Genomic DNA, 4,065 nt, shown 5'->3' with positions numbered 1-4,065 from the left:
CTGCGGAGTGGTCGCCGGGGTGGCCGTGCTTCCGGCCTGCGGCGTGGGCTTCGCCATCTCGCTCTGGGCCTGCTGCGCGGCGCGCTGCTTCTCCATCTGCGGCATGTTGTAGAAATATTGCCAGGCGATCAGCACGAGGCCGGACAGAATGACGGCGAGGATGGTGTTTCGGTTGTCGGTCATCGTTTCAAGGTCTCGTCATTCAATTCGGGTTGCAGGCGCTTTCGTGCTGCCCATCCTTGGCGGCGACCGGTCGAGGCGATGGAGCGCCGCGCGAAGGTCCTCGAGCATGGTCGCGAAGTCGCAGCAGAGTGCGGCCCGCCGGCCGACTAGCACATAATCATGGTGCGGTCGCATCGATATGACGTCGAGCCGCTTCACCAGTTCGCGAAGCCGGCGCCGGATGCGATTGCGCTCGGTCGCGGTTCCGTTCTTTTTCGTGACGGTGAAGCCGACCCGGACCGGACCATCATCGTCGCGGCGGCGGCCCTGCAGCACGAAGGCCTTGCCGTTCGCCCGCGCACCATTGGCAACGGCGAGGAAGTCCGCCCGCTGCCTTAGCCGATCCATAATGAAATCTCCGGAAACGCCCGGCTCAGGCGCTCAGACGCTTGCGGCCACGGGCACGGCGCGCGGCCAGGACCTTGCGGCCGCCGGCGGTGGCGAGACGGGCGCGGAAGCCGTGACGGCGCTTGCGCACCAGCTTGCTGGGTTGATAAGTCCGCTTCACGGGTAGTTCTCCGCTGACCGGGCAAGATGCCACTGAGTTGGGATAAGTGCGAATTGAGGTAAGTCCGGCGATGCTGGCGGGCCCAAAACGGGCCGTTTGCGGCCCCAAATGCGCCGCCTCCCGGTCGAACCGGGCCATCGCGGACAATTGCGCGGCTTATACGGGAGCGACCTGTTTTCGTCAATGTCGCGGCGCGTCGCATTCGGGGTTCTTTGAAACGTCGCAATTGGAGCGAATATATTTGTTTTTGCGGTGTTTTTCGGGACGGCGCGCCATGTCGGCGTGATCCTGAACCCGACTGCATTAGCGATCCGTAATTTGACCGGTTCGGGGCGGGGCCGCATCCTGAAACGCGCGTCATGGAAGGCCGATATCGTGGCAATCACCGACGACCAGCCGGATGGGGAAAAGCCGCGGCCGAAGCCGCCGTACCGGCTCGGCCTGTCCGGCAAGCTGCTGCTGCTGACGATTCCCCTGGTCATGATCGCGGGGATGCTGATCTATGTGCCCGCGATCGCGAATTTCCGCATGAACCGGCTGAACGACCGCCTGGCGGCGGCCAACACCGCGGCGCTGGTGCTGGATGCCGCGCCGTCCGGCATGGTCCCGGATTCGCTGGCGCGGCAGATTTTGACCAGCATCGGCGCCCGCGCGGTTGCCATCAAGATGGGGCAGCAGCGCCGGCTGTTGGCCAGCGCCGACCTGCCGGAGGCGATCGATCACGATATCGACATGCGGACCATGACGGCGTGGTCGGCGATCGTCGATTCCTTCGAGACCATGCTCGAGAGCGGCAACCAGTCGATCCGCGTGGTCGGCCCGGCGCCGCGCGGGGGGCAATTCATCGAGGTCGTGATCGATGAACTGCCGTTGCGCAAGGCGATGTACCGTTTTTCCGGCAATCTTCTGCTGGTTTCGCTCGGGATCGCGATTCTCACGGCGGGACTGGTTTATCTCGCTTTGAATTATCTGTTCGTGCGGCCGATGCGGCGGCTGACGGCGAGCCTGGTCGGCTTCCACGAAAACCCGGAGAGTTCGGCGCGGATCATCGTGCCGAGCCAGCGCGGCGACGAGATCGGCGTCGCCGAACGCGAATTGTCCGACATGCAGCGCGACCTGGTGTCGATGCTGCATCAGAAGAGCCGGCTCGCGGCCCTTGGTCTCGCGGTCTCCAAGATCAACCACGATCTGCGCAATCTCCTGGCCTCGTCGCAATTGTTGTCGGACCAGCTCGCCAGCGTGCCCGATCCCCGGGTGCAGCGCTTTGCGCCGAAACTGATGCGTTCGCTGGAGCGCGCCATCGCGTTCTGTCAGTCGACACTCTCTTATGGCCGCGCGCAGGAAGCCGCTCCCGACCGCCGCATGATCCTGGTCGAGCCCGTGGTGGCGGAGGTGCGCGAATCCGCAGGCCTCGCCTCCGACGCATCGATCGGCTGGGTCGGCGCGATCGAGCGCGGGCTGGTCATCGACGCCGATCCCGACCAGTTGTTTCGGGTGCTGCTCAACCTCGTGCGCAACGCCGCGCAGGCGCTGGAGAGCCGGCCGAAGAGCGAGGCCGGCGCGTTGCAGATCCGAATCACCGGCCGTCGCGAGGGCTCGGTGGCGATCATCGAGGTGTCCGATACCGGCCCCGGCGTGGCGCCCGACGCGCGCGAGCGGCTGTTCGAGGCATTCCAGACCTCGGGCCGGCCCGGCGGCAGCGGACTCGGGCTCGCAATCGCCGCCGAGCTGGTGCGCGCCCATGGCGGCGACATCCATCTGGTCGAAGGCACCATCGGCGCCACCTTCCGGGTCTCGATCCCCGACCGGCCGGTGGAACTGCAGAGCGTCCGCAACGAGCGGGCAATGGCATAGAGGCCAGGATCCGCCGGCCAAAACCACCCGTTGCATATTTCCCCGGTTCGGGGCCAAATCCTGCAAAAGCCTGCTTGCGGGAGGATCAAATGAAAGTCCGTCCAACCGGCGTCATTCCGCCGATGACCACGCCGTTTCGCAAGGACGGCACGATCGACTTCAAGCTGGTGGCGCCGCAAGTCGACTGGCTGATCGGCGCCGGCGCGCATGGACTGGCGGCCGGCGGCTCGACGGGGGAGGGCCACACGCTCGACCATGAGGAATATCGCGATCTCGTCGCCTCCGCGGTTGATGCGGCGAACGGGCGGGTGCCGGTGATCGCAGGCATCATCGTCGACTCGACCCGTGACGCGATCAGGCGTGGGCAGCTCGTTCGCGACCTCAACGTCGCCGCGCTGCAGGTCACGCCGGTGCATTACCTGTTCAAGCCGGATGACGAGGCCATGGTCGCGCATTTCCGCGCCATGGCCGGGGAGACCGGGATGCCGATCATCATCTACAATGTGGTGCCGTGGTCCTATCTGTCGCCCGCGCTGCTGACGCGCATCATGACCGAGGTCCCGCTCGTGGTCGGCGTCAAGCAGAGCGCCGGCGATCTGAAGCTGTTCGCGGACCTGATGGTGATGGCGCCGGACCGACTGATCTACAGCGCCGTCGATGCCCTGATGTATCCGTCCTACACGCTCGGTGCGCACGGCTCGATCGCCGCGATCCTGAGCGCCGCACCCCACGCCTCGGTCGAGCTTTGGAACGCCGTCAAGGCGGCCGACCATCGCCGCGCGCTGGAACTGCACGCGCGGCTGCTCGCGGTCTGGAATGCCATCATGGCCGACAATCTTCCGGCATGCACAAGGTTCGCACAGAGCCTGCAAGGCTTGCCGAAAACCTGGTCGCGCGCGCCGATGCCGGAGCCGTCCGCGGCGCAGCAGCACGCGATCCGGAAGGCGCTGCAGGGGCTTGCGCCGCTGCCGCAAAGCAACGCCGCGGCCGGCTGACGGGCTCGAATAATCTGCCCGGCGAGGACCATCGGTCGCCGTCCGGATCGATTCCCGACCGTCCGGCGGAACCGCTTGGGGTCCGCAACGCGCGGGCCGCCGACAAAAGGACCCTCGGTTTGTGCCGGATCTGGCGGTCATTTCCGCCAGTCGCCCGATCGGATCGATGCGCTTATCCCGCGTTCGCAGACCTTGCCAATCCGGGCCGGAGCGGGTAGCTAAGGCGCTCTTTCGCGACGTGTCCGGACATATTTCGGAATGCACCCGGGCTTTCGAGCCCAGCATGGCAAGCGAGAAACGCGCCCGTAGCTCAGCTGGATAGAGCACCAGACTACGAATCTGGGGGTCAGGAGTTCGAATCTCTTCGGGCGCGCCATTTGTAAGTTTTTGCACGATGCAGTGTGATCTCGTCGCCGTCGACTTTACGAACCCCGCCAAATCGTCCTCGCGTTGCGAATTGCGGAGACAGCGCGTCTCGCGAGATCA

General features: G+C 65.6%; 5 protein-coding genes and 1 tRNA gene. 3 read left to right on the top strand and 3 right to left on the bottom strand.

Annotated elements, in window-relative coordinates; translation table 11 throughout:
• From WCE35_RS17425 to rpmH, 3 genes are all read right to left on the bottom strand, one after another.
• Positions 1 to 183, bottom strand: a 183-nt coding sequence (locus tag WCE35_RS17425) for a hypothetical protein (protein WP_424594569.1), incomplete at its 3' end; no start/stop codon positions are given.
• 15 nt (positions 184 to 198) lie between these two features.
• The gene (gene rnpA, locus WCE35_RS17420; protein ID WP_424594568.1) at positions 199 to 570 is read right to left on the bottom strand and encodes a ribonuclease P protein component; all 372 of its coding nucleotides are present in this window, start codon (positions 568 to 570) and stop codon (positions 199 to 201) included.
• A gap of 25 nt (positions 571 to 595) precedes the next feature.
• Positions 596 to 730, bottom strand: coding sequence for a 50S ribosomal protein L34 (rpmH, locus tag WCE35_RS17415; RefSeq protein ID WP_008542748.1), 135 nt, complete (start codon positions 728 to 730; stop codon positions 596 to 598).
• Positions 731 to 1,105: 375 nt separating this feature from the next.
• Here rpmH and WCE35_RS17410 point away from each other — a divergent pair, with 375 nt between their 5' ends.
• The 3 genes from WCE35_RS17410 to WCE35_RS17400 all read left to right on the top strand — a co-directional run bounded on the left by WCE35_RS17410 (position 1,106) and on the right by WCE35_RS17400 (position 3,955).
• Positions 1,106 to 2,584 carry an ATP-binding protein gene (locus WCE35_RS17410; RefSeq protein ID WP_424594570.1) on the top strand — a complete coding sequence of 493 codons (1,479 nt, stop codon included), beginning with the start codon at positions 1,106 to 1,108 and terminating at the stop codon, positions 2,582 to 2,584.
• An 89-nt stretch (positions 2,585 to 2,673) separates the two neighbouring features.
• The gene (locus tag WCE35_RS17405) at positions 2,674 to 3,579 is read left to right on the top strand and encodes a dihydrodipicolinate synthase family protein (protein ID WP_424594567.1); all 906 of its coding nucleotides are present in this window, start codon (positions 2,674 to 2,676) and stop codon (positions 3,577 to 3,579) included.
• A gap of 299 nt (positions 3,580 to 3,878) precedes the next feature.
• A tRNA-Arg gene (locus WCE35_RS17400) sits at positions 3,879 to 3,955 on the top strand.
• The last annotated feature ends 110 nt before the right edge of the window (positions 3,956 to 4,065 follow it).

This window comes from Bradyrhizobium sp. (assembly GCF_049691595.1).
Classification (GTDB): Bacteria; Pseudomonadota; Alphaproteobacteria; order Rhizobiales; family Xanthobacteraceae; genus Bradyrhizobium.
This window is presented reverse-complemented; position numbering and strand designations above follow the sequence as displayed.

What these genes read in the sequence shown, in the direction of transcription:
- rnpA (WP_424594568.1), bottom strand. Translation starts at nt 570, where the DNA reads ATGGATCGGCTAAGGCAGCGGGCGGACTTCCTCGCCGTTGCCAATGGT.
- WCE35_RS17405 (WP_424594567.1), top strand. Translation starts at nt 2,674, where the DNA reads ATGAAAGTCCGTCCAACCGGCGTCATTCCGCCGATGACCACGCCGTTT.